Origin of the sequence: Shewanella sp. SM87 (assembly GCF_025653705.1) — a bacterium.
GTDB classification, from domain to species: Bacteria; Pseudomonadota; Gammaproteobacteria; order Enterobacterales; family Shewanellaceae; genus Shewanella; species Shewanella oncorhynchi.
The window spans coordinates 55,362-80,348 of the sequence record NZ_JAKKSC010000022.1 but is presented as its reverse complement, the minus strand read 5'-3'; the positions used below and the strand labels follow the sequence as shown (position 1 = coordinate 80,348).

Genomic DNA, 24,987 nt, shown 5'->3' with positions numbered 1-24,987 from the left:
CTCTATGCTGGCTGAAATCGTGTTGTGGTGTATTGGGTTAGCGGCACAACACCTTGGATGGCAAAGATATTTTCAAGCCAATACAGTGAGAAAGCAGGCTGTGCTATCAATTGTTAGACTTGGAAAGGAAGTACGCAAAAGAGACAAATATCCGGTAAAGGAGACAATTTTTCGCTGGGCATTAATCGAATATATAAACTTAGTTCATGACGCTGGAAAACCTCAATTATGAGGGGATCCCCCAGCGCCGCGCTAAGCGGACAAAAATTGTTGAGGCATGAAACATAACAAACTGTTTTTTGTTACGTTTAATCGCCTTATTATAAAGCTTTATTAATTTTATCTATGATTTTAGTTGGGTACTCTACTGAGGCGAAATCAAAATTATAGAAAACTAAGGTATCTTTAATAGACAGCGCAACTAGATTAATAGCTTGATCAAAATATTGTAAAGATTTCTCATCATTGAATGCAGATCCAAGTAAAACTTGCTCTCCGACAGAATTTTCAACCAAAGCACCGACGTTTCCATGAGAGTACATAGAAAGAACTGAATAATACCCATTGTATAACTCAACCAATTCCGATTTATTAAAGCGTTCCCAAACAGATAGTTTTTTTCCCACGTTTTTTGTGCTCTTCCGCAGTATCACTCTTTACATGTTTATGGAGTTCGTAAAGTCGCCAGTATTGTGCCTTAGTCATAGCGTCTGGGTGATTAGTATCTTTTATACAACATTGAAGGTCTGCATACGACTCTAAAGCTGAACGAAGGACAATAGGAACCGATGTCATTCTATGATTGTTTAAAAGTATTACTGCATCTAAGCATAATTCAGTAACTCTTATGCTCAAAGCGAGAATGTATTTCTCTTGCAAGTTACTATGACTTAGAGATTTGAATTTTTCATCTCGAAACTTTAGTAAGCCGATCCAATCATCTACCGTACCAGAACTCATAGCTACCTTGCTTTATAACGTCTTAGTATTTATACACTGCGCTGTTTGCAGGGCATAAATCGCTTGTTGGACTTGGCCGATGCCACATCCGTGTCAATTGGTATAAATGATGCTATAGGAATTTGCTTTTTTGCGGTAGCGGTTTTTTATACAGTTTGATTGGTAATCACTTGATATCGTTTTAGCTTTCTCATTTTTCGCGCTTATTTTTTGCTGATGAATCGCTATCTAACGACTCGAAACTCCAAGGAATATACCTCCCCTCGGAGTTGCCGCAGGGCGAATAGACAAATTGCGTGAGTTCGGTCATGGATGACCGACTAGCTTTCGCAGGTGCAGGGACGCATCCTTCGGAAGCGATAGCAAATTTGTCAATGAGCACAAGGGGCTTTCAACTCCGTTGGGGGCGTCTTGGAGCATCCAAGGAGGATAGGACGAGCAGTCCTCCTTGGTCGGGTGTGGGGTGAAGCCCCACGACTTTGATTTTGATTAAAGCATTCAAACTACGAAACACACTTTGGGGCATTAGCTTTTCAGCTAATCGAACAACGATAGGGTTAATGAGGATTGTCATTGTTGCACCTGTAACCTTCTAAAACAGGGATATTTTATTAGAGCCCTCAGGGAGGCTTCTTGTTAAATAAAGAGGTGACGAGTCACTGGGGAAACAATGACAATTGATGCGTCACAACTGACAACAACTTTATTTTGCTTTTGGGCAAAAAGAAAAGCCCGCGGCTGCGAGCTTGGCGTCACTTAAAATCAACGGAATAAAAAGACTGGCTTAACGATAAGTCAGCGTCGTAGTATCCGTTAACTTGTCGTTATCTTTAACGGTCAGTTCAACTGTGTGTTGTCCACGGCGGGCAAGGCGTAATACCACTTGACCGTTAGCGCGAGTGCCATTGTCGAACGTCCATTTATGTTGCTTGATTACGCCATCGGTATCAAAGCTAGTCGAAATAAACATATCGACAACACCGAGATTGATACGCTGAATTTGCGCAACGGGTGGTTGTTTCACGTTATCAGCAACCACTGTCACCATTTGCGACGTGCTATGGGTTAGGCCGTCGTTATCAGTCACAGTTAGCGTGACCAGATACTCACCGCTTTGGCTGTAACTGTGAGTCACTACCTCACCCATTGCGACGGTATTATCACCAAAGCTCCACTCAGCTGACACGATTTGTCCGTCGCTGTCGGTTGAAGTGGATGTCAGTTGTACCGCAGCGCCATTCACCACTTGAGTGAAACTGGCCACTGGCGCGGCTTTTTCCGCTTCGAGCAAGAGCGAAATCACCACAGGATCGTGATCCGATGAGCGATAAGCATCACTTGCGAATAAGTCTTGGATTTGAGCAGGCGTCTTAAACTCTTCGTTGTAATCCAATACACGTGGTTCGTCGGTATTGATATGCCACTGCGTCACATCCACCACTTTATCCAGCAGGGCTGCGTTCGCTAAAGCATGGTCCAACTGACCCGATTCAGCCGAGAATACATAGGAATAAGGGTTCGGTTTTTCAAGTTTGGCAAACAGCTCACTAAAGCCTGCATTACCTAAGGCCGTTAATGGATCTTCCTTCGCATAGGCGTTCAAATCACCAATCAGCAGCACGCCTTGATCTGGATATTGCTCGCTAATCCATTGACCTGCAGCCGTCGCCGCACGGGTACGAGTGATATTACAGTTGCCTTGACCGTCGTTAAGATCAGGTTCGCCCGCACATTCACTGCCCTTAGATTTAAGGTGATTAACCGCAACAACCACGCCTTCTTCACTGCCGTTCACGCTAAAGGCTTGCGTCAGCATTGGACGGTTTTTGCTATCGTCAAACAGGGGCTGTTGATCGCTATCTAATGGCGAATTTGCACTAGATAGAATACGTGCAGCGCCCTGCGGCGTGACTTTATCACTACGATAAATCAAGCCGACTGTGATGGCATCGGTGCCAATCGCATTCATGCCTGTTGGCGCGATATAAGCGTAACGCGCTTCACCCACAGCAGCATTCAAACCTGCGACTAAATCAGCAATGGCTGAATTGGCGCCAAAGCCATCGTTCTCGATTTCCATCAAACCGAATACGTCGGCACTAATGCCCACCATGGCGCTGACAATCTTCGCCTTTTGACGCTCAAACTCGCTTAAGGTATTGGCACCACGCGCGGTTGGGAAACCTGCACCTTGGCCATCACCATTGAAGTAGTTAAGCACGTTAAAGCTAGCGACTTTTAGATTACCACCCTCAACCAATGTGGGCGCAACTGGGCGTGGGTTTTCCGCCACAAAGTTCACCGTTTCGATTGGCATAATGCGATACAGATTAAAGCCATAGTGCATTACACCCGTAAGCGATGTGGCTTTATCGCCTACACGCACTGTGTTTGATGCGCTCAAACCAGGAGCGGGGAATTGCACAGGATCAGGATTCTGCGCCGTTAAACCGTCATCCAGTAAAATACTGTCACGTTGGTTGGCTGCACTCACCGCTAGCGCATCCGCGCCCGGTGCAGCCACCTGCGTACCAATAAAGTGGCGCTGACTGCCTAATGAAATCTCGCCATAACGACCGAGGTTATAGACTTCATTCACCACTAAATCTTGGCTAAAACGAACACGCATGCCCTCAAAGGGCTCAAAATCATCACTGCTGTTAACAGGTAAGGTCACTAGCGCGGCCTTTGGTAACGTTTGTCCTGTAGCACACAACTTGTGTTCTGATAAAGTCGTTAGTTCAGTTAAGCCTTGATATTCAGTGACTTTGGCTTTTAAACGAATACGATCGCCCGCCACATAAGCTGTGGGCGCAGTGCCGGTATATACAAACACACCTTCCGAGGTTTGCGGATTGCTATCGGCTTCGTTATCAGCCATTTGCACGAAAATGCCCTTAAGACCGGCTTCTTGATTACTGACGACAACCGCCTCAACCACTAAAGTTTGTCCATTGAGAGGGCTGGAAGCACCCGCGCCTTGGAGCGCATGAATTGCTGTGGCCTCTTCGCCGCACACTAAAGAGCTTGGTGGAGGGTCGACGGGATCGGTTGGCGTACCCGCACTGAACTTACCAAGATCAGAAACATCGTCCTTCGCAAAACCTAGCCAAGTGCTAAAGCTTACTGCATCAGTACTGATAGGATCGGCAATCAGCAGATCAGGATTACGGCGCAGGGTATTATCTTGAGTGGAGAGATCACCACTGCCCCACTCGGCACCGGGATCAACACCGACTTGGCCTAAACTATCAATGACTTGATTTTGATAGGTCAGTTCAATCGCATCGTCGCCGTTAAAGAAGCTGGCGCTACTCTGTTGATTTGTGACCGCAAGGATATCGGCAGAAGAGTCATTATCGGCAACCACATAAGTCGCCCCCGCCGCTAATGAGCCAGTGAGCGCAATGGTCGTGCCGACATTTGTGCTGCCATTAAAATAGAAGCGCAATTGGTATTGGCTTAAATCAATAGCGCCCGCGGTTGGGTTATACAGTTCGATAGCTTTATTATTGCTGCTGCCTTCGACGTATTCAGAAATGATCACATTATCCGCGCCATGGGCAAGCCCACAAACGCTGCTGATGGCTAACGCCAGCACAGTTTTAGTGTTAAACATTGAGACCCCTAAATGTATTGTTTTAATATTTGGTATTTAATTGATGCGCTTAGATGCTTCAAGGTGATATCACCTCGAAGACTGACAATACTATAGGCGGTCAAGGTTACAAATTGGTTGCATCAAAGTTGCAACTTAAGGTGGATATTATTCGTGCGATTTAGCGATCAGAACTAGGAAGAAAGCAGTACGGGAGATGCTGGCCGCACTACACAGTGCGGCCAGAGATAAATCGAGGTTAATCAAGTAAGCAGAACAAATGGATGGCAATCCTGACAATCATGACAATCATGACACAGGGTTATAAGGGCTGAAGCTTTTCATCGAGTAAACTGACGAGCAGTAACTCACCTTGCAAATTCACTCTAAACTCACCGTATTTTGCTGCACTAAAATGATCGGCTTGTCCTTCTTCAAAGAAAAAGCTGTTCGATGCGAGCTTAATTTGATTACCACGGACACGAAACTGCACTCGTAGTTGATCTTTACCGAGTGCTTGGTCGGTATAAAAGTCCACAAAACGCGCCACTTTTTGCCCATCAACAGCCAGTAATAACTGCCCCTGCATTTGTTGCGGCGCTAAGGCGCTACGCACATCGCGCGTAATGGCATATTCAAGCGCCATGTAATCACCCTGCATTAATGAGCGCGGATCGACCGGTGCTAATGCAAAACGCACCACTTGGCCGTGATTAAGCAGTTGTTCAAATTTGAAAATGCGCCAATTCACGCCAGCGAGAATCGCCACTGTTGTGAACAGTACGAGCCCAATCGCCCATTTATGTGAAGCCGACAGTTTTCCCATCACATTTCCCATCACACAGTCTCCTTGGCATTTTCATCGGCAGGAAATAACCGCCACATCACTAACCTTGCCACCAACAGCAAGGCGCCTAAGCCCATCAAATAACCAGATTTAAGTAACAGAGTCGTCTCTAGGGAATAATAATACCCGCTGACAAATAACAGCGCCGACACCATTCCCATACCTTTCAACCAAGACTCGTTGCAATAATGACCAAGCAAGATCAATAGAATAGCCGTTGATAAACCCTGCATAGGTAAGGATAAACCGCTAACGATGACTAAACCGATAACACACCCTAGCGCCGCTGGTGAGCTTAGTGATTGCTGGCGCTCGCGCAAGATTGTCACCAATAAAAATCCGTAAATAGCGAAAATAATCAACAGATGAGTCAGTGTCAGCCACAGGCTTTGCTGCCAAGGGCTAAATAAGGCTTCAAAAATACTGTCCATACTAAAAGCGTGCATCAACTGCAACGAAAGCAAGGCGAGTGCGAAGCCATAGATGAGCATCCGAGCCCTACGATAATGACGCCCGAACTGATTGATATTTAATAACACTAGACTAATGACTACGGCAAAAAGGCTTGGGCTAAAATTGAGCAGTTCAAATTTTGCCATCAGGCCAATCACGCACCAACTAAAGCAAAAAGCGAATACAAACTGGGCTAGCCCATGGGCAATCAAGCCCCACAGTAATAATGTAATACCCGCCATACAGAGATACCATGTGAGGCTAAAATCATTGTTAATTAAATCAAATAATCCCCATGCCACACTGATCAAACCACTCAAACAGGCGGCAAAAGCAAATTGTTCAATAAAAATCTGTTGCCGCGGTAAAAAATACAGCCCAATCCCCAAGGCTAAATAGGTTAAGCCAATAAATAAAATGACATCTTCTTCAACATGCTCAAAAATGGCACCAAACACTGCCATCATGAAGCTCAATAAAAACAACGCCGCTATCCAAGCAGCAAACGCCTGCATAGTGGCAATATACCAAGGGATATCATGGTCTTCTGGCATTTGAGCTGCACTAACATTGCCTTCGGCATACAAAGCTTGCCAGTGTTTGATTAGACTTAATTCACTCGAAGCGTCGATTGACGTAACACTATCAGTGCAGGGTCGAGTGATCATTTCGCTATCCTGTAAACCATTATTGTTGCTCATGAACATCTCCCACGCCCACGCTCCCTTGGGTGGCGATTCCTACAAACTGAGGTTTAAGTTTCCGGCTTAGCTCCCTCAACCAAATACTCAAACCTGTGCTTGCCAAAATGATATAAAGCCCAATAAACAAAAATCCACCTATGGGGTCATTATCCTCAAACATCAGCTTTATCAGTAACGCGGCGCCCACGGCAATCAGGCTAAAACCGCCCAAGGCCAAGGGATATATGCGTGGTAATCTATAACGAAAAATAACGAATCCGAATATCAGATGGGCAAAATAACCACAGAAGATCCCAGTGCTGAAGCTGTCACGTTCAAGGAAATCGTCGAAAATAAGCCAAGTGATTAACCAAGTAAAACAACCCATAGCAAACAATGAACAGGCATATTCAAGGATTGGCGCATGCCAGCGCCCCGCGACTTTGTGGTCTAAAAGTACAAAAGCATAATAGATAACTAAATTCAAACAGATAAAGATCAGCAATTGTCCTTGAGCGCCCCAAAATAATCCCCAGAAATGGGAAAAGGAATCCAGAAATATCCCTATGCTGAGGTTTAGCAATCCCACCAGCAACAGCCATAAACCATCAAATCCCGCCACCCAAGCAAAGGGTAAGATAACGAATGCCCATAGCGCGAATAACTGCCAAGGATCGGCGCCCGTTTGATAGGTTTGCCCAACTAACGCTAATAAGCCACCAACTAACACACTTGCGGCCAGTAGCACGCCATTGGCGGTCGTCGCACCAAAAGTGCTATCTTTACGATAAGAACTAACAGGGGAATAAATGTTGGCACGATAATAGAGCCAAGCAAATGCGCTGATAGCGAGTATTATCGCCACTTCAATCAGTCCAAATTTGGCAAATCGCCCCAAAGATTGCCAATTATAGGCAAAGAAAAAAATCACCCCACAGGCAAAACTTAACGCACCAAACCAGAGTAATAAATGAGCAATTAAGCGACGCCAACTCGACCCATCCGGCAAGACTGTCACCTGTCGATAAAGCTTATTCGCCTGCTCTTGCGTGATATGTCCCTGTTCAACCCAACCACACACTTGAGATTTTATCTTGCTCAATGTGAAATCTCCCTCATCCTGTTTGCGCTAGCTTACTATGACAGATTTAAAATTCGCACTTTATCGACAGCATTGAACAAATTAAATTGTGTATACTTGTAAAAAATCATTCATGCTAAAAATAACAAGGGGTGACTATGATATTGAGCCAGTTGTGTCGTCTACTCTTTTGTTTAGCCTTAAGCATTAGCGCATTTACCACGGCTATCGCCCAAGATAAAGTTCAGTCGCCAGCGATTCCCGAGTCAATTCCGACAATTCATGTCGGTGGTTATCAATTTGCTCCCTATGTCCATCAACAACAAGACGGCCGTTACACAGGTCTCACACTCGATATCATTAATGCATTAAATCAAGTACAACAAGAAGTGGTCTTTAAATTTGCCGTCACCAGTATTGAGCACAGATATAAAGCCTATTCCTTAGGTCGCTTCGACATGATGCTCTTTGAGAATCCCGCTTGGGGATGGCAAAAAATAGCGACTCAGTTTATTCCGCTACATATGATAGATTGTGAAGTCTTTATTGCACTTAAAACTAAAGCTCATAACCAAAGCTATTTCAAAAACTTAACCAACAAGTCAATTGCGTTCATCAAAGGATATCACTACCAGTTTGCCCACTTTGAAACCGATGCGAACACGCTGGCAAAGCAATTTCGCCCCTTGTTCGTCAGTCACAATAACGCCTCTATCGAAAGTATTCTACGTGAGCGCGCCGACCTAGCGCCCGTGACTAACTCTTACCTGCAGTATTATTTAAAGGCTCATCCAGAAGAGAGAAAATTACTTTTAATATCAGATGAATGGGACCAAAAATACGCTAATGGCATTTTACTCAACCCCAGTTCACAGCTCGATAGCAAAAGGCTCTCACACTGGATTGAACTGCTCATCAATAATGGTAAGCTCGCTGAACTCGCCGCCCAATACGGTATTCAATTAACCCCATAATTCGCTGTTTGTTTTTCAAACTCTTACGCTTCAATCGCGATGATTTACAAACTATCATGAGCAATTTACGCGGCAGACAAGAGTGGCCCTAGCATAGCCAAAATACCAATGAGCAAGAAAATCAGCGCTTGCACTATGATCATCTGGCCACTATTGGGTGGACTCAGAGTGGCAATATAAAACTGCCAAATCGCAAAGATCCCGTAGTTCATCCCGAGGAATAACAACAGGCTAAAGGCATACATCCCAGGGATCACCTTAAGTGCACAGGCTAAAAGTGCAGCCGTTGAAACCACAAAAAATACCGATTGGCAGTGAAATAAGCACAGTAGCATTTGCTTGCTTTGCTGTGACACATTCGCCTTCAAGAGCGGCGCCAATAAAACCCGCTTACCATAGATTAAATGGTAGCCACAGACTCCAGCACTCAAAACAGTCGCTGCCATTATTGTTAATACCATAGTGCTCCCATTTAGTACTCATATGTGATTATCTTTGAATATCGTAAACTGAACTAAGAATTTAAAACTGAGGAGAATTTAAACCCAAGGCTTAAATACTTGACCATGTAACTAGGACCCTAAAAACTGCGGTTGAGTTTCAGCCGAGCGAAAATAAGCAACTTGGTTCTAAGCCCCTAAACCAAACGGGGCTAAAATCTATGGGAAAACCGACTCAATATGAATGACCCCATCAGCTCCTTAGTGCTTGTGCTTTAAGCAAAAAGGAGCCATCAGGCTCCTTTTCTTCACAATCCGTAAACGATTACCCTGACTAAAACCTACGATTACATCGTCGCCATAGTCCAATAATTTAAACGCTTTTGTGGATCGGCTAACAGGTTTTTACATTCTTCTTTATATTTACCCATTAACGCACCTAAGTTACTTGACCCCCCTAAGCTTTCGATTTGACGGGCTTTAGCATCGGCAACCGCTTGAGTGACCTCAGCTTCAGAGCTGTATTTCTTAGCTAAATTCTCAGACTCAATTTTAGAACTTTTTAAACGCTCACCCACGGCCTGCATTTGCGGTGCATTCATCGCCCCAATGGCTTCTGAGCTAATTTGATAGTAAGCGGCACATTCAATGGCTTCTTTACTAAACGCTTTTTCTGCTTCATCAGCCCAAACTGCAGTACTGGCACTTAAGACTAAACCACCTAATACTAGCGTTTTTACCTGAGTTAACATGTTACTTTTCCTTTTAATCGCCATAAATAAACCTACTCAAGCCCTCGGTGGAGCTCAAGTTCGTAGATATAAAAATCTTGGTTACGCACAAAGCCTAAACCTTCATACAAGCCCTGCGCGCGCTGGTTTTTTTGCTGTGTTTCTAACATCAAATAACTCATATTATGCGCTTTGGCATAACTGGCGGCCTGTAGCACTAATGCCCGCCCAATACCGACACATCGGGCATGTTGAGTCACATACACATCATTGAGGATCAACATAGGGGCCAAACGTAACGATGAAAAACTGGGATACATTTGAACAAAACCTAATCCAAGCCCTTGATTATCTTTAGCAATAAATATCACCGATGAGCCATCTGACACTCTTGAATGAATAAACTGCTCCGCAGCCGCGAGATCATCCCTACGCCCATAAAATTGTCGGTACTCATTGAATAACACTGCAACCTCATGGACATGAGTCACATCTACTCGAGTTATGATGCTTGCCATGGGCTTTTCCTATTTATCATTAGAGTGTTAGCGGTCGTTGTCGCAATCGAAATTGCAGACTGTTTTTCACCGTTGGCCACTCGGTATCAATAATGGAATACACCACGGTATCGCGGATAGTGCCGTCCTTAAGAATCTTATGATTTCGCAATACACCATCTTGCTTAGCGCCCAGTCTTGCAATAGCTTGTCTCGAAGCTTGGTTATGCCAATGAGTACGAAACTCAACGGCAATGGCGTCTAAGGTTTCAAAAGCAAAGGTCAATAACAGCAGTTTAGCTTCAGTATTAATCCCAGTGCGCTGGGCACGTTTAGCATACCAAGTGTATCCAATCTCAAGACGGCGATTATCAGACTCCCAGTTGCAAATTCGCGTGCATCCGACGATTTCCCCTGACACTCTATCCCGCACCGCAAAGGGAAAACTCTGGCCCTGCGCTTTTTCTTCGAGCGCTTTAGCCACATAGAGCTTCATCTCAGTTGGCTCAGGAACACTGGTAAACCATAAACGCCAAAGTTGACCATCTGTGACGGCGAGACTCAATGCCGCCACATGGGACAAAGATAAGGGCTCAAGTACAATATGCTCACCACTTAAACAACCTAAGTTATCTTCACAGCCCACAGTATCGCCTCCGTTAGATGATAGAAAAGTGTGTTGTAGCGCACGTTTTTATCTAGCCTAACATTAAACGAGAATAAAAAAACACCCTATTTTCAGCATGATTGGACAAATTCATTCCATTTTCGGCGGCTTAGATTACCTAAAGCTTAAGAGTGTAAAAAAATTTGAAAAAATGAGTACAAGGCAGTTAAAACAGGTTGGAATAAATACTGCTGCGGAAGAACACGCCGTGATGGCCAATCAATATCCGAGAAATAGCCAATGACATTGCGCAGTCGCGATAAGTGATTGGTGATGACCAAAAGCGGCAATCGAGAGCAAAAACACCTAAACCTGTGGGCAGTATTTAGGCGTTTGTTATCAGGTGAAGTTAAAAGCTAAAGTTAAAAGCCATGCACGCTGTTACTGACCCTAAACCAGCCCGCAATGCTATTACGCTGGGCCAAGGTTTTAGTCACTTCATGGGGAAAACGCTCACTGAGGAAAATCACAAAATGGCCCATTTTAGGCGCGATGCGCTCAATCTCAATGTCAGCTTCATCATAGATAATCAACTCACCACAATCTGCCGCTTTCCAATCAGGATTTAAGAAAAACACTGTGGTTAAAATACGATTTTGGCTGCCCTTAAGTGCATCAACATGTTTTTTATAAAAGGCCCCTGGCTGATATACCGCATAGTGGCTTTCATAATCGAATAAGCCCATAAACAAGCGACGATTCAAGCCATTTTTGAGTTGTGTCATCAACTCAAGATACTGGGCATCGGGCTCATTTTGCTCTTCTAGCCACTGTATTCTGTCACGGCGAATGTCTGGATTTAAGTGCTGTTCAGAACCTCGACCGATAGAGGCAGCTTTTAATTCATATATTTCAGTTGATTGAATTTTTTCCAATAGTACTTGGCTAATACAGGAAGGAACTAAGTCAGATAAAAAGATATAGCCTTTGTCTACCAAGGCATCAGCGATCACGTCCAGCATTGCTTCACTTAATTGCGAAACCATTATGCTACATCCAAAAAAGGGCTACGCTTTTGCTGTACTCAAGGGCTCAAGGAGGGATTAAGTGAGCCTGATTTTCGAGGGGCGTCGATAAGAGATATGATTGCCATATCTCAACGATAAATTTTGCGAAATTCTAGAATAAAGAAGACGGAATTACAATAAAATAAAAACCTATATAAACAACACGTTAACATTAACCAAACAGTTCAACAGGCGCATCATGATCACTAAGCTGCAAACAACGCTCAAAGTGTAATCCAAGTTTGTTCAGCAAAGCTTTTGAAGCACTATTATGACTGCTAACAATCGCGACAATACGCTCAATACCTAAACTTTTACCTAAGTCAAAAGCGGCTTTAGCCGCTTCGAATGCATAGCCCTTGCCCCAATATTGCGGCAAAAAAGCATAGCCTATATCGACATTGTCCAGTGTCGGCCGTTTGATTAAACCGCAGATGCCAATAGTGAATCCATTCTCGGCGAGCACTACAGCATAAAAACCAAAACCGCACTCGGCATAACTTTTCATCGGTCCATTGACGATATAATACTTAGCCTGCACAAGTGTGCGTACTCCTCTATCCCCGATATTCTCTATAAAACCTTGGCTATTGAGCAAGACTAACATAAAAGAAGCGTCGGCTGGGGTTAACTGCCGCAGGATGAGTCTAGGAGTTCGCGCAACTTGCATAGAATTTCTCCACTAAAAAAAGAGGCGGATTTATAAATAACGGACGTACTGACTGCCGTCCTTTTGCGGTTTCTTAGGAGCAGTAACAGCTGGCGTACCCACATACAAAAAGCCAACAATTTGATCGTGTGGCTCAAGACCTAAAGCAACATTCACATTCGCATCAAAGGCAAAATCCCCTGTACGCCACACGGCACCTAAACCTAAGGCGAAGGCAGCCTGCTGCATCGCCATGGTCGCGCAACCCGCTGCAATGAGCTGTTCAAGTACGGGGACTTTGGAATGTTGCTGCGTTTTCGCCACGACAGTAATCACCATAGGCGCACGCATTGGCATACCCTTAGCTTTATTGACAAAATCCTCATCGGCGCCGTTCGCTTTCGCTGCCTCAACAAAGATATCTGCCAAGGTCTCTAACCCTTGTCCTGCGGCAATAATAAATTCCCATGGCGCTAAGGCGCCATGATCTGGCACACGAATGGCAGCATCTAAGATGATTTTTAATTGACTCGCATCTGGAGCAGGAGCAGTTAATCGTGGGGTTGATTGGCGAGTGAGTAAAAGTTCAATAGCGTCCAAGTTCTTATCCTAGTTCGATATAAATTGCGCTCAAGCATAGCAAATTGCTGACAAAGAGGCATAAAAAAATCCCACCGCTTGAGTGGGATTTAACTTGTTGAGTGCACTTAACAATCGAGTGGGCTTCAAAATTAAATGCGCTTGAAAATCCGATGCCGTTAACAATTGGGTCCGTTTAAGAAAAGCTTACTTAATCCCAAAGCGCTTAGCGATGAAATAATCTAGGCTAGTGTAACGACCACCGCCTAAGGTAAAAAGCGCCAGCAACATAATAAAATAGGTGATCGCAAACTCAATACCATTATTAAGCACAGCAAAATTACCTGAACTGGTCAGCCAGTCATAGTTACCGTGCTCCTGCAATATTTCTTTGGCTTTCGCCAGTTTATCCCCTGCCTCAAGCACTCTGTCGTTGGCTAGCCAAGAGCTACCATCGGCAATCGCTAACCAACCATTTGGCCAATGCACAGTCAATGCGGCGACCAACATAGTGACCATTAAAGGGATTGAAATCAGTCGCGTCGCGAGCCCAAGCAGTAACAGGATAGCGCCAAAGAACTCAGTTCCCGCCGCCAGTCCTGCCATTAACGCTGGCATTGGCAGACCTAAGCCCCAATCGGGATTGGCAAACCAAGCAACCGTATCTTCAAAGTGAGCGAGCTTGTTATAGCCTGCTTGCATTAACACAGGTGCAAGGTAAATCCTAAGGGCTAATGGTGCTAAGCCTTCGAAATAGCGGCTCATATTGAGCAGTTTCTGATAAAGGGATACGAGTAGCATAAGGTCTCTATTTAGTAGTTAGTAGGCTGATTTATTGGCTTGCAGGAATAGACCCAAGCAAGGCAATAAATCTTTCATGGCCTAGGCTTCTTTTTCAATCGCTTCTTGATTCAGTTCCTTGAGATCTTGAATGAGTCCACCTAACTTTTTATAAAAATGCTTAGACTGCTGCTCCGATAAGCTCGCATTCATCGCCAACAGCAAAGTCCCAAATGCCTCAGTATTTTTACGTAAAAACACTTTATGTTGTTCTGACTTAAGCTCATCGGGCTGCGTCATCAGCAAGGTCAAACGCTCGGTTAATAATGTTTTATCGGCGCGCTGACCCAATGCAACTTCAAACTGGCGTAACCATTCGTGTCTGTACTCAAGCCACATATCTAAGGTGGATAAACGCTGTTGATTATATTGGTGAATAAGCACTTTTTGCTCCGCAGTTACACTTCCAAGCCAATCATCAAATTGGGTTTGAAGGTTTTCATCGGCATCTTTTTGTAACTGTTCAGGGGTTTTACCCGCAAATTCTTTAACGAGCTCCTGCTCTTCCTCCCGTAATTTTGTGAGGATCTGCTTCACCTGTTCATCGGACAAAGACATTATGATAGGTAGAAGCTCGGGCAAGGCGAACTCAAACAATCGAAACCAATGCCGCTTAGCAATATTCACATGATCTGCCCATAGCACTGGCGTTAACGTATTGGTTTTTATGAGGATTTCCACTTCGGTCAATTGCACCACATAATGAGCTAACTCTTTAGATTGGTGCCAAATGACAAATTTTTCAATGAGGGAATCGAATGCCTTTTGCTGAGATTTATCTAAGGTAACATAATCCTCTTGCTCCCAGCCGATGGCCCAGTCGAGGAAATGGTAACTGAATTTAGTGGAGCAGGCGCTTAAGCCTAAGAGACACACAAGTAGCATCACGCCTTTTTTCATACTGAATAATCCATCCTAGAATTGTTGCTAATAAGACGCTTGAGACTATATAAAGTTGCTTTTTATATCAAACAAGTTTGTCTAATAAAGGTTTTCAGTATGTTCTACCCGCATGTCCCACCAATCGCGCGGTCAATGCCATAAGGGAATGAACCATTATCATCAGATGGAAACTAAGCACACGCAATAATGACTATTTGGGGGTGATCAGCGGCCAGAAGCAATCAAACCAAGCAAGGTAGTCGGCGCTACGACTGGGTTCTGTTTGCGCTGCCATCAATAATGCCCAGTAGCAAGCAAATACCCAATACATGTCAATGGCAGCAGGCACTGCCGTTACGGCTTGTGCAGTAACATAAGGATGTCCACTCAGATACTGTTTCACCAACACACTTTGCTGATAGGGCGTTAACGCATGTGTCGCTAACACTACAGCCAACTCACACAGTGGATGCGACGCCGTCGCATACTCAAAATCAATACAACACAAGCGGTTATTTTTAAGTAACAAATTATGGGGATTAAGATCGCGATGGCAAAACTGCGGCTTGATTATGCAGGCTGCTAACTCATCACACCAATGTTTGATGTCGATTTGAATTGCAAGCAGCTTAGCCACCCGCTCATTCCAATCACGAGTATTGCTATAACCAATATCACTACCCTGCTTCAATGGCACAGCTCGCCTTAATACTGGCTCACGAAATGTTGCAGAAGCCTGATAGGCAAGCATTTGCTGGTGATATTCCTGCCACTGCTCAGTGATACTAATATCATAAGGCCCTGTAGGCAGATCGCGTAATTGCAGCAATAACGCCAATAGCAAACAATGGGCTTGGTTAGGATGCGTTTCTTGTTCTGCTGCCGGATACTGTAAATAATTAAACGTCGATTGCCCCAGCACAAAATCAGCTGCACTCGTTTGGCGTTCTAACGCTGGCCAGTGGATTAAGCCTTCGTTTTCAATATCGTCACTTTCAATATAATCACTTTCAATAAAATCACTGAGGTAATAACGCTCATCTTCGCTCACCCACAACAGTTCAGGAGCAAGTTTAGCTTGAGCCAATTGCTGCCAGTAAAAACGCTCCTGCTGGCGGTTGCAAAAACTGTCCGCCGCATCGGCATTCATCCGCAGCACATAACTGCCTGCGGGCGTAGTGATTTTATAGTTGTGATTACTTAAGCCGCCCGCAAGCTCATGAATACTTAACACGTTAACTAGCCCAGCACTTTTGAGTATGGAGTAAAGTGCTTTGAATGGCTCGCCCACTGAGCGCTGCATCGAGACGTTTATATCGAGCATTAACTGAGTAACTTCAAGGTATTAGCTTCACGGGCGTCGGCTAACGCGGTTCGCCACAGGAAATACCCCACGACCGCCAGACCCACATAAAGCACGAATAACAAGGATGTCAGCATCAAGCCTTTGCTGAGATAAAGGTAAATCGACACTATGTCGATAACCACCCAATAAAGCCAATTCTCAAGTACCTTTTTTGCCACTAAATAAGTCGTCATCACGGCGAAACAGGTTGTCGCCGCATCTAGATACGGGAATGCGGCTTGGGTATACGTCGCCATACCGTGACCAACCAAAAGCGAAATCACGCCCGTCGCTGCGATCAACTTTAAATGGGTTTTCAATGGCCAAGTGGTCACTTTTACGCCTTGATGCTTATCACCACCTTGGGTCCAGAGCCAATATCCATAGAGCGCCATTGCCATGTAATAGACGTTAAGCACAGACTCCATCAATAGCGACACCTTCCAAAACAACACAGTGTAAATGGCGGTACTGGCAAAGGCCGCCGCCCAGCACCACACACTGGCCTTCATAGCCAGCAGTAAATATGCCATCGCCAACAATACCGCGAGGGCTTCCCATACGGTCATCACATGGACTTCACCAAAGGCCGTATTAACGCTCTCGACCAAGGTTAACCATAAATCTGTCATAGTGTTGTTCTCATTGCCTATTTGTCGCTTACATGGCGGTCAATCATTATTCGCTGTGGGCTAAATTCAGCTCACCACCGATAAACTTACACACAAATACCGCCTTGCCCCACTTCTCATGGGCAGCTTGCATCTCGGTCGCTAGCATAGTCATCACATCTAAATAATCGCCGCACACTTGAGTTGCCATCGCATTAGTCACGCGCTCGATATTGGGATAGCTATCCACGCGGCCAATAAACCACTTGATAGGATCGAGGTAATTTTCATTAAAGGGATACATGCTAATTTCTGCGGTCAGTTTCATTTTAATTCCTTGATATTCTGAAGTAAGGCTGTAGCCCAAATACTGGGCTACAGTTCAGTTAACACTTAAATGATTATGCTCACTTTAAAATGAGCTATTACATAAACTTAACGTTAAAGGTTACGCCAATCTGACGCGGATCGCCGTAACGAATATATTGCTTTTCCGCCCAACCGTTATCTGGCTCATTGCCAAAATAGAAGCCACGCACACCGTATTCTTCATTAAACAGATTGCGTCCCCACAAATATGCCGACCATGCGTTCGCCTCATAACCTACGCGTGCATTGACGATAGTGTAGGGTTCAGAGCGGGATTCATTGCTGTCTGAATAATAGAATTCACTCTTACCGCTAAGATTCAGGTTCGCAAACCAACCCGAATTAGCACGATAAGTCCCGCCAAGGCTGTAGGTAAGATGTGGAGAATGGGCTAGATCGCGGCCAGTTAAATCCACCTCAGTGCCATATTTGTCCTGATACTGGTAGTCACCGTAGGCCGTTTCTAACCAACCTAAGCTTGAGTAAACTTGCAGATTATCCGTGGCATACCAGGTTGCATCTAACTCAGCGCCATAGTTATTCGAACTGCCTGCATTTTCAGTGAACAAGATAAAACGCTGTGGTTTATCGGGATCTTGCTGTGATGCAGCCACCTGTTGATCTTGTCTGTCCATATAGAACAGCGCCAAATTAGTATCGATAAGTCCAGCTAACCAATGGGATTTAAGGCCGATTTCATAGTTATAGAGCGTCTCAGTACTAAACTCTTTTTTATCGTTCAATTCGACGGGCAAAGTCATGTTGAAACCGCCCGCCTTGTAACCGCGTGCGACTCGGACATAAGCATTGTGCGAGTCGTTCAGCACTTTACTCACAGCAATATGACCGCCCCACATGGTTTCGCTCGGGTCGAAATTATCGTTATTCGTATCAGAGTAATGGCTGTTGCGGCGCTCTAAACGTAGCCCCACAGATAAAGCATAATTTGAGCCCAAATCCGTATCGAGCTGACCAAACAGTGCATAGTTTGTCGCCTCATACTCTGAGTCTAAGACTTCATCTAGCGAAGTATTGTACTCAGAATACAATTGGTTATCTTCTTTCAGATTCATGGCATACACACCAAGCAACCAATCAGTACTCTCTGCAAAAATACGGCCCTGCTCGGTAGAACTTAGGCGAAACTCTTGCGACGCGGTTTTACGCTGACCCGTTTTATCCCAAAAATAATCGTATTGACACGGCGCCAGATTGCCATTGTCATCATTGCATTGCTTAGAGGCCCAATATTCTGAGTTAGCCCAATCGCCATCGTAACTGTAATGGTGATCGGTATTCGCAAAAGAGGTTAACGAAGTTAATTCGAAGTTTTCTGCGCCGGAATAGGTCGCTTTAAAACCCGCGCCTGTGGTGCGTTGGCTATCGACACCCGGTTGATCCGATGTTGTCTGGGTTGGTGAATTGGTTAAACTCCAGACATCATAGCCATTATCAAAATCGGCATGCAGCACAGTTAAATCAAACTGCAAATCATCTGTCGCATACCAGCGCAGCTTAGCGCGGCCGCTGAATTCATCGCGACCATTGGTATCATCACGGTCTAAATACAGGTTATCGTGGTAACCATTTTGCTGATGTTGCTGCATTGACACACGATAAAGCAGCTTGCCAGAATCCGTTAATGGGCCAGAACTGAAACCACTAAAAGTGCGTAAATCATCATCGCCTAACGACACTTCGCCGCCATGCTCAAACACATCAGTTGGATCGTTACTCTTCAGATAAATCAGTCCCGCTAAGGCATTCGCGCCGTAACGCGTCCCCTGCGGTCCACGAAGCACTTCGACCTGCTGTAAATCGTACATGCTCGACACCATACCAATACCGGATAAATCGATATCATCTATGATGTAACCCACGGAAGAATTAGGTGCGCCTTGGTATTGTTCCTGTTCCCCTACACCGCGAATTTGAAAATATTTCGGCCGAGAGCTTCCACCTGACCAGTTAAAATTGGCGATAGAATTAAGCAGATCTTCAAAGTGTTGCGCACTTTCATCCTGAATTTTTTGACTGTCGATAACGGTAATGCTTGAAGGCATTTTTTCTAAACTTGAGCTGCGAAAATCCGCCGTCACCACCATGACTTCCATCTCAGGGCTGGGATCAGGTTTATCGATAGCATCGGTTTGTGCAAATGCAGCAGTGCTCAGCGCTGCGGCGATGGCTAACGCCAGCGGCGCTCGGGCTAAAAATAAGCTTGGCGATACGGTTGAAAATGGAGATTGATGGTTTGACGTTTTACGGTTTGACATAGGACCTCAAATATAATGTTTGAGATCCGGCAACGAATAAGCGATTCAGAAGTGTGCTGTTGATTGGCCCATTCCTACGCCGGTATTAGCCGGATCAGGTTCTAAGGGTTCGTCAGATGACATCTCAGTTTGCAGCCGTTAACGTTAAAATCAGAGTAACATTAATGCACAACAAACACCCCTTGGCGGCGCCTAGTATACATGACGGAAATAAAAAGTGGGCACTCTTATCTCTGCGATTCAATTAAATGTCGCGAAAACCACTGCCCTTCAGTTCGTATGATGAAAATATCTTTAGTAGCCGCCTAAATCCTTTCGTCCATTTGACCGCCTATCATGATAATGCTATAGAGGGTCGCAATTTCGAACACAGTAAGAGGATCATAGTCGATGCAGCTAAAACCTTTATCGAAAGGACGTTATAGCCAGCGATGGGAGCAAGACTATCCACTTATTGAAGCGGTTGTACTTAGCTGTATCAGCGAAATAAAAATGCTCAAAAAAGGCGCTCACCTCATGACGCAGGGGGAAGCGATGGCATCACTTGTATTGGTGAAGCAAGGTCGCGTATCACTCGGCCATACCGCGAGAAATGGTCGGTGTTTTCAATTAGGTACTATTGATTGTGATTCACAGCTGTTTGGCGAAATGGAGTTCTTCACCCAGTACCACTGTCAACTAGACATTATTGCCAGTGAACCCTTAGAAATCATGTTGATTAGCGCTGAAAAACTGCAACATTGCCTCGGTCAACACCCTCAACTCGCGCTATTTTTCGCTAGTGCAATTGCGATTGACTACCAAGACACAGTGGATATTTTTACTCGGCGACTGCTCTATCCCATCAGTTATAACGTGGCATTTGATATTTACCATGAATACTTAAATGACTTGCCCGTAGATGGCTTTAGTAAACGTTATTTAGAGGCTGAACGATTTGGCACTACCGACCGAGTCTACCGTCGGGCGCTACAAAATCTTGAGGAACGAGGCTTAATTGAGCGGAAAAAAGATGGCATTCGGATTTGTGATCTCAACGCACTCAAGAAATTTGTTGAAGCAGGTATATAACCGCTTTCAACATAACCCACACTCGACTTAATTTAACAACCGAGTGTGGGATGGATGCACAGGTAAATTAACTTACCGATGGCGAGTGTTGTTCCATAGCCGATTTCATCCGACTTGAAACGATCAATAGCATAAATATCGCTGCGTAAAGCAGAGGAATCACATACATCACTGTTTGTAATCCGATAATACGTTCAAAGAAAGAACTGATGGCTGGGCTAAACATCGCCCCTGCACTTCCGCTAATAAGTATATATGACACATTTTTGCTGCTGGCTTTTTTTACAAAAGACACGCCATAAGCAATAAATGCATTATAAAGCGCGGCACACACAAAACCGTAACCATAGGTTAAATAAGCTATCCAATTAAGATTATTGGTACTGACAATGGCAGCGGTGATCACCATAGCTAAAGCAATAATACCAACTAAGAAATGGTGAATCTTTACACGAGTCACAATCACAGTCGAAATTAACGCCCCAATTAGCGCAGCGGACCAATACTGGGTAATAATATTACCGGCATCTTCAAACGGAATATCAAATTTTTGTTTTACAAATAAAGGTGCCCAAGTTAAAAAAGTATATAAAGCCAGCATTCCTAAAAATAAACCAATACCTCCACTAATAATACCGAGATTCCATTCAGACTGTTGTTTCTCTTGTGTTGTAGAAGATTGCTCGCAAATAGAGAAATGAGTGAACAAGGTAATAATGACTGTACCGAACGCCACTAAACCTACGGCTAAATAGCTATAACTCCATGATAATGAACTTGTTAAGGCATAAGTCGTTATCAATGGGAAAATAACGCCTGCAATATTAAATGTCGCATCTTGCACCACTAACATTGTGCTTTGTAATTTCTCTTGCCACACAGACACCACAATCGTACCAGCAATACATAAACCGATACCGCCACAAAAACCAATTAAGGTCATTGCTACCATCACAACTTGTAGGGAATTGGTTAGATGTAAAGCCAGAGCAGAAAGAGCAACCAGACTGTAACTTATCAAGGTCATTCTTTTGATACCCATTTTTTCAATAAATAAAAATGCTGCAATCGTCCCCGCAAGTGCACCGCCATTAAGCAATGAAAAAATTGATGCAACTTCGTTAACATTAGCGGCAAATTTCTCAGCTATGGGTTCAATCAACATCCCAAATTGGGTCGCAAAGCCCGCCATAATAAAATTGGCGAGAAAACTGATGGCTGTTAAAGTAATTTTATTATTCATTATGTCATTCCATAAGTGAAATGCTAAGGGTTCAAAGGATGGCTTTAAACCTAATTGAGGGCGGTTTCTAACGCGAGCTCGATCATATTATTAAAAGAGAGTTGGCGTTCTTCGGCCGTTGTTTCTTCACCGGTTAAACAATGATCCGATACCGTTAAAATGGCTAATGATTCGATACCTTGTTGGTGTGACAATCCATAAAGCCCCGCCACTTCCATATCAATACCTAATACCCCAAAACGTTCAAGTGCGGGGATCATATCTTCATCGGGATCGTAATAAAGATCGCCACTAAAGATATTGCCAACTTTTACACTAATGCCTTTCTCATTCGCTGTTGTATAGGCTTTATGCAATAAAGAAAAGGTCGCAGAAGTTGCCATTTGGTAGCCGCTACTACGCTTAGCGTTAGTAGGTGAATCCGTGCCTGCGGCTTGGGCTAAAATGACATCTCGCATTTGTACATGTTTTTGTGTTGCACCTAAACTGCCAATACGAATAATGCGTTTCACGCCAAAATAATTAATCAGCTCATGGCCATAGAGCACCATAGATGAAATACCCATACCATGACCCATAACGGAAATGCGCTGTCCTTGGTAAAAGCCCGTGTAACCAAGCATATTGCGAACATTCGTGACTTCTACGGCATCGGTGAGATAGGTTTCAGCGATATATTTAGCACGGAGTGGATCACCCGGCATAATAACAGTTTCAGCAAAATCAGTAGGTTGAGCATTAATATGAGCAGTCATCTTTCTATCCTCATGTGGTAATATGCAGATAGTAGTGCTCAATCACTGAATGTATTTAGGACTAAAGTCCGGATTTCACCTTGCCGTAAACCTTTTTGCTTAAAAATGGGTAATTTATCGCAACTTTCAATGTCAAAAAGACGAAAGCTAATAACATTTGAGTGACCTTAAGGTCATTGAAAGTTGATGTAAAACGAATAAAAAGGCTTACTCCTTAAAAGAAGTAAGCCATTTTAGAACGGGTTTAATATCAAAAAATCAATTAAACACGGAATAAACTAAACAGAAGCAAACTCAAGCTTAGTTTGAAAAGGTTTCACGCACGTATACATCAAATTTAACCACTTGGGCATTAGGTGCAACAGCGCCGACTTGCAATTGCTGTTTACCGTGTAATTTCACCGATTTCCAGCTGGTCGCTTCATCTTCGATAGTAAAGCCGCTGGCATCGTACCAAGTGAATTTATATTGCACACGCATATCGGAAGAGGATTTGCTAACAATCAACGCTGAGCCCTGCACTAAATCACCGACTCGGCGTGCATCCACACTCTGTACCGCAATATCTCGGGCAAAGCTGGAATTATCGACGCGGGTTTCACCCAGTGAACTCACTGAAATCCCTGCGGTATGTGAGGCACAAGCACCTAAGGTAAGCGCTGCGGCCAGTAATAACCCTGTATAAACTTGTTTCATATATTTCTCCTAGTCACGCCACAAAATACGCAGCTAGCGCATCATTTCCCATTAAACGACAAACTAATCGAACAGTGCTGAACTCATGCTTAATAACATAGGTTAAATAAAGCATTCTCAATCTAAAATAGTGAATCAGTCATGCTTCATCAATCTAAACTTAATCAGATTAATCAATCAAAAAATGTGCCCGTGCCGTAGCAATAAGCTGCTTACGATTGGTTTGCCAACAATCAATATTCACGTTGGCGACTCGTCGACCCTGACGGGTAATACGACACTCAGCAAAACTATCCTTGTGCAGGCCTGCACGTAAATAGTCGATTGAAAAATCAACGACTTTAGGCACCTTTGCCGTTTGCATAAATACCATTAACTGCACTATCGCCGACATTTCCATAAAGCCCGCAATCACGCCACCATGAATGGCGGGCAACACAGGATTACCGATATTGTCGTCTTTAGCGGGCAATTTAAAAATCAGTTCATCACCAAAACGCTCCACCTTCATGCCAATAAATTTGGCATAGGGAACGTGCTCAAGTAAATGGCCAAAATCATTAAGTTCAGTGGCGCGTTTAACTATGCCTTGCACATCAATAGGCGCTTTAACCTGTGCGTTTTGAGTTGTACTGGCGGCATCTAGTATCGAATTATTTGCGCTCATCACTCTCTCCTATCGCAGGCACGGCTTCACCCATTAACGCTTGCCTAAAGGCATCACCGACCATTTCAGGGCTGATCCGCATAAAAGAGCCGACGGCATGGGCGATGGGATCGTCGATACTGTCTTGGTAAGCAATTGCACGGGTAAAGGCAATATTAGAAGACAACTTGTAACATTCAGCAAATCCAAACACTGGCTTATGGGGCTGAGCGGGCTTCATGTAGTCCACCCGCAAATCGAGCGTAGGTGATATTTCTAATAGTTTGAATTTATGAAAAATTGCGCTCACGACTGCACTACCACACGCGGTATCCATTAAAGTAGTGATCACCCCACCATGGATAACACCGGTATCGGGATACCCAATTAATTCAGTGCTGTAGGGTAACTCAATCAACACATGATGCTCACTCGCCTCCAGTACCGTTAAACCGAGGCGACGACACTGAGCTAATTGATCCACAAACCGCTGCGCCATTTGGGTCAGCGGGAAAAAATCCGAATTGACCTTCATTTGCCTTGGCTCAACATGGGCCCCAGAGGCTCCCCGCCCACAAGGTGGAAATGAATGTGATAGACTTCTTGTCCACCATGTTGATTGCAGTTCATGATCAATCGGTAGCCATCTTTAGCGATACCCGCTTCCGCCGCCAATTTCGCCGCAACCGTCATCATACGGCCAAGTACTGGCTCATCAGAGGCTTTCATGTCGTTCGCCGTTGGGATCAAATGATTCGGCACAATCAAAATATGCGTTGGCGCCTTAGGGGAAATGTCTCTAAAGGCAGTCACAAGTTCATCTTGATACAGAATATCCGCGGGAATTTCGCGACGAATAATTTTGCTGAAAATCGTTTCTTCGGCCATGGGGCGTCCTCCTTGGGTTAGTTGGCATAGTATATACCCAAACAACTTGAAGATGCATGATTCAGCGGGAGTTTAACGCACTTTAGGCAAGGCGGTTATTTGCGGACCTAGTGGGCTAAGTTAAAAATAACCAACACAGCATAAAGTGCGTTAAAACCCGCCGGGACGGAGCGTCTAGGGTACTCCACTCCCGTGTTGC

Annotated in this window: 27 protein-coding genes, 1 pseudogene and 1 riboswitch; of the genes and pseudogenes, 3 read left to right on the top strand and 25 right to left on the bottom strand. The window is 44.4% G+C overall.

Annotation, left to right across the window (positions count from 1 at the left end; genetic code table 11):
• Positions 1 to 232, top strand: a pseudogene (locus L5M11_RS16785) (IS4 family transposase); the annotation flags it as partial.
• An 88-nt stretch (positions 233 to 320) separates the two neighbouring features.
• On the opposite strand, the gene L5M11_RS16780 reads toward L5M11_RS16785, so the two are convergent.
• From L5M11_RS16780 to L5M11_RS16760, 6 genes are all read right to left on the bottom strand, one after another.
• Complete coding sequence (locus tag L5M11_RS16780; protein ID WP_263181016.1) at positions 321 to 626, bottom strand: hypothetical protein; 306 nt, start codon at positions 624 to 626, stop codon at positions 321 to 323.
• Positions 592 to 960: a DUF5677 domain-containing protein gene (locus L5M11_RS24010; RefSeq protein WP_372835315.1), complete on the bottom strand. Its 369-nt coding sequence runs from the start codon at positions 958 to 960 to the stop codon at positions 592 to 594. The genes L5M11_RS16780 and L5M11_RS24010 overlap by 35 nt, the downstream gene beginning before the upstream one ends.
• A 784-nt stretch (positions 961 to 1,744) precedes the next feature.
• A complete protein-coding gene (locus L5M11_RS16775) occupies positions 1,745 to 4,579 on the bottom strand; it encodes an ExeM/NucH family extracellular endonuclease (RefSeq protein ID WP_263192800.1) in 2,835 nt (944 codons plus the stop codon).
• A 301-nt stretch (positions 4,580 to 4,880) separates the two neighbouring features.
• Positions 4,881 to 5,396 carry a GDYXXLXY domain-containing protein gene (locus tag L5M11_RS16770; RefSeq protein WP_263192798.1) on the bottom strand — a complete coding sequence of 172 codons (516 nt, stop codon included), beginning with the start codon at positions 5,394 to 5,396 and terminating at the stop codon, positions 4,881 to 4,883.
• Complete coding sequence (locus L5M11_RS16765; protein ID WP_263192796.1) at positions 5,396 to 6,559, bottom strand: DUF4401 domain-containing protein; 1,164 nt, start codon at positions 6,557 to 6,559, stop codon at positions 5,396 to 5,398. Before L5M11_RS16765 ends, L5M11_RS16770 begins: the two co-directional genes overlap by 1 nt.
• The gene (locus tag L5M11_RS16760) at positions 6,546 to 7,643 is read right to left on the bottom strand and encodes a DUF2157 domain-containing protein (RefSeq protein WP_263192794.1); all 1,098 of its coding nucleotides are present in this window, start codon (positions 7,641 to 7,643) and stop codon (positions 6,546 to 6,548) included. Before L5M11_RS16760 ends, L5M11_RS16765 begins: the two co-directional genes overlap by 14 nt.
• 137 nt (positions 7,644 to 7,780) lie before the next feature.
• Here L5M11_RS16760 and L5M11_RS16755 point away from each other — a divergent pair, with 137 nt between their 5' ends.
• Positions 7,781 to 8,596 (top strand): substrate-binding periplasmic protein, encoded by an 816-nt coding sequence (locus L5M11_RS16755; protein WP_263185971.1) that lies wholly within the window; start codon positions 7,781 to 7,783, stop codon positions 8,594 to 8,596.
• A 65-nt stretch (positions 8,597 to 8,661) separates the two neighbouring features.
• Here the strand turns inward: L5M11_RS16755 and L5M11_RS16750 are convergent, their stop codons facing one another.
• The 13 genes from L5M11_RS16750 to L5M11_RS16690 all read right to left on the bottom strand — a co-directional run bounded on the left by L5M11_RS16750 (position 8,662) and on the right by L5M11_RS16690 (position 19,489).
• Complete coding sequence (locus L5M11_RS16750) at positions 8,662 to 9,057, bottom strand: hypothetical protein (RefSeq protein ID WP_105252761.1); 396 nt, start codon at positions 9,055 to 9,057, stop codon at positions 8,662 to 8,664.
• A gap of 326 nt (positions 9,058 to 9,383) precedes the next feature.
• A complete protein-coding gene (locus tag L5M11_RS16745) occupies positions 9,384 to 9,788 on the bottom strand; it encodes a hypothetical protein (protein WP_105252762.1) in 405 nt (134 codons plus the stop codon).
• A 32-nt stretch (positions 9,789 to 9,820) separates the two neighbouring features.
• The gene (locus L5M11_RS16740) at positions 9,821 to 10,285 is read right to left on the bottom strand and encodes a GNAT family N-acetyltransferase (protein ID WP_028760288.1); all 465 of its coding nucleotides are present in this window, start codon (positions 10,283 to 10,285) and stop codon (positions 9,821 to 9,823) included.
• Between the two features lie 19 nt (positions 10,286 to 10,304).
• Complete coding sequence (locus L5M11_RS16735) at positions 10,305 to 10,910, bottom strand: GNAT family N-acetyltransferase (protein WP_198572706.1); 606 nt, start codon at positions 10,908 to 10,910, stop codon at positions 10,305 to 10,307.
• A 383-nt stretch (positions 10,911 to 11,293) separates the two neighbouring features.
• Positions 11,294 to 11,917, bottom strand: coding sequence for a 2OG-Fe(II) oxygenase (locus L5M11_RS16730; RefSeq protein ID WP_028760290.1), 624 nt, complete (start codon positions 11,915 to 11,917; stop codon positions 11,294 to 11,296).
• Between the two features lie 193 nt (positions 11,918 to 12,110).
• Positions 12,111 to 12,608 carry a GNAT family N-acetyltransferase gene (locus L5M11_RS16725; RefSeq protein WP_263192792.1) on the bottom strand — a complete coding sequence of 166 codons (498 nt, stop codon included), beginning with the start codon at positions 12,606 to 12,608 and terminating at the stop codon, positions 12,111 to 12,113.
• 30 nt (positions 12,609 to 12,638) lie between these two features.
• On the bottom strand, positions 12,639 to 13,187 hold the full coding sequence (locus L5M11_RS16720; RefSeq protein WP_263179632.1) for an NAD(P)H nitroreductase: 549 nt from the start codon (positions 13,185 to 13,187) through the stop codon (positions 12,639 to 12,641).
• A 186-nt stretch (positions 13,188 to 13,373) separates the two neighbouring features.
• On the bottom strand, positions 13,374 to 13,967 hold the full coding sequence (locus tag L5M11_RS16715; RefSeq protein ID WP_263192790.1) for a DoxX family protein: 594 nt from the start codon (positions 13,965 to 13,967) through the stop codon (positions 13,374 to 13,376).
• Between the two features lie 81 nt (positions 13,968 to 14,048).
• The gene (locus L5M11_RS16710) at positions 14,049 to 14,906 is read right to left on the bottom strand and encodes a DUF6279 family lipoprotein (RefSeq protein ID WP_263192789.1); all 858 of its coding nucleotides are present in this window, start codon (positions 14,904 to 14,906) and stop codon (positions 14,049 to 14,051) included.
• Positions 14,907 to 15,099: 193 nt separating this feature from the next.
• Positions 15,100 to 16,212, bottom strand: a complete 1,113-nt coding sequence (locus L5M11_RS16705) for a phosphotransferase (protein WP_263192788.1) — start codon at positions 16,210 to 16,212, stop codon at positions 15,100 to 15,102.
• Entirely contained in the window at positions 16,212 to 16,865 is a 654-nt protein-coding gene (gene pnuC / locus L5M11_RS16700) for a nicotinamide riboside transporter PnuC (protein WP_028760296.1), read from the bottom strand. The genes L5M11_RS16705 and pnuC overlap by 1 nt, the downstream gene beginning before the upstream one ends.
• Positions 16,866 to 16,911: 46 nt before the next feature.
• Positions 16,912 to 17,172, bottom strand: coding sequence for a hypothetical protein (locus L5M11_RS16695; RefSeq protein ID WP_028760297.1), 261 nt, complete (start codon positions 17,170 to 17,172; stop codon positions 16,912 to 16,914).
• Between the two features lie 97 nt (positions 17,173 to 17,269).
• On the bottom strand, positions 17,270 to 19,489 hold the full coding sequence (locus tag L5M11_RS16690) for a TonB-dependent receptor (RefSeq protein ID WP_263192787.1): 2,220 nt from the start codon (positions 19,487 to 19,489) through the stop codon (positions 17,270 to 17,272).
• A gap of 54 nt (positions 19,490 to 19,543) precedes the next feature.
• Positions 19,544 to 19,682, bottom strand: a riboswitch (TPP riboswitch).
• A 197-nt stretch (positions 19,683 to 19,879) separates the two neighbouring features.
• Here L5M11_RS16690 and L5M11_RS16685 point away from each other — a divergent pair.
• Complete coding sequence (locus L5M11_RS16685; RefSeq protein WP_012196926.1) at positions 19,880 to 20,560, top strand: Crp/Fnr family transcriptional regulator; 681 nt, start codon at positions 19,880 to 19,882, stop codon at positions 20,558 to 20,560.
• 67 nt (positions 20,561 to 20,627) lie between these two features.
• Here L5M11_RS16685 and tsgA read toward each other — a convergent pair whose 3' ends face one another.
• The 6 genes from tsgA to hinT form a co-directional block, all read right to left on the bottom strand.
• Entirely contained in the window at positions 20,628 to 21,803 is a 1,176-nt protein-coding gene (gene tsgA, locus L5M11_RS16680; protein WP_263192786.1) for an MFS transporter TsgA, read from the bottom strand.
• Positions 21,804 to 21,853: 50 nt separating this feature from the next.
• A complete protein-coding gene (deoD, locus tag L5M11_RS16675) occupies positions 21,854 to 22,558 on the bottom strand; it encodes a purine-nucleoside phosphorylase (protein WP_012196924.1) in 705 nt (234 codons plus the stop codon).
• Between the two features lie 300 nt (positions 22,559 to 22,858).
• A complete protein-coding gene (locus L5M11_RS16670; RefSeq protein WP_028760301.1) occupies positions 22,859 to 23,254 on the bottom strand; it encodes a YcfL family protein in 396 nt (131 codons plus the stop codon).
• 169 nt (positions 23,255 to 23,423) lie between these two features.
• The gene (locus tag L5M11_RS16665) at positions 23,424 to 23,921 is read right to left on the bottom strand and encodes a PaaI family thioesterase (RefSeq protein ID WP_168823948.1); all 498 of its coding nucleotides are present in this window, start codon (positions 23,919 to 23,921) and stop codon (positions 23,424 to 23,426) included.
• A complete protein-coding gene (locus L5M11_RS16660; RefSeq protein ID WP_028760303.1) occupies positions 23,908 to 24,435 on the bottom strand; it encodes a PaaI family thioesterase in 528 nt (175 codons plus the stop codon). Before L5M11_RS16660 ends, L5M11_RS16665 begins: the two co-directional genes overlap by 14 nt.
• Positions 24,432 to 24,788 carry a purine nucleoside phosphoramidase gene (gene hinT / locus L5M11_RS16655; RefSeq protein ID WP_006081303.1) on the bottom strand — a complete coding sequence of 119 codons (357 nt, stop codon included), beginning with the start codon at positions 24,786 to 24,788 and terminating at the stop codon, positions 24,432 to 24,434. The genes L5M11_RS16660 and hinT overlap by 4 nt, the downstream gene beginning before the upstream one ends.
• Positions 24,789 to 24,987 lie beyond the last annotated feature (199 nt).